Genomic DNA, 429 nt, shown 5'->3' on the forward strand with positions numbered 1-429 from the left:
CATGATCGGCAAAGGCTTCCAAACCGACGGTGGTGCGCATGCCGGCTGTGGCATGGCCGTCCTTCAGCGTGACCGGCACACCGTTGAGCGGACCGACGGCCTCGCCGCGCGCGACCGCCATATCCGCGGCCTTCGCTCCGGCGCGGGCCGCCTCCTCGTCGAGGGTGACGATGGCGTTGAGCAGCGGATTGACGACAGCGATGCGGGCAAGCTGCGCCTCCATCGCCTCGACAGCGCCGACCTTCTTCTCGCGGATCGCCGCCGCCAGTTGCGAGGCGGTCAGGAAGGTGGTGTCCAAATGGCTCATCATGGTGTTCCTTCCTGCGGAACGGAAATAGGGGAGTAGGGAAGTAGGGAAGATCAGACTTCGTGAACTCCGCGCATCGGATGCCAGTACCTTTTTCCCCTATTCCCCTATTCCCCTATTCC

1 protein-coding gene is annotated in these 429 nt (G+C 63.6%); it reads right to left on the reverse strand.

Annotation, left to right across the window (positions count from 1 at the left end):
- On the reverse strand, positions 1-310 hold a 310-nt coding region (locus EOA32_RS37865; RefSeq protein ID WP_245499545.1), incomplete at its 3' end, for an amidase family protein.
- Between the last annotated feature and the right edge of the window lie 119 nt (positions 311-429).

It is taken from the genome of Mesorhizobium sp. M1A.F.Ca.ET.072.01.1.1, from assembly GCF_004023325.1.
In the GTDB taxonomy this organism is placed as follows: domain Bacteria; phylum Pseudomonadota; class Alphaproteobacteria; order Rhizobiales; family Rhizobiaceae; genus Mesorhizobium.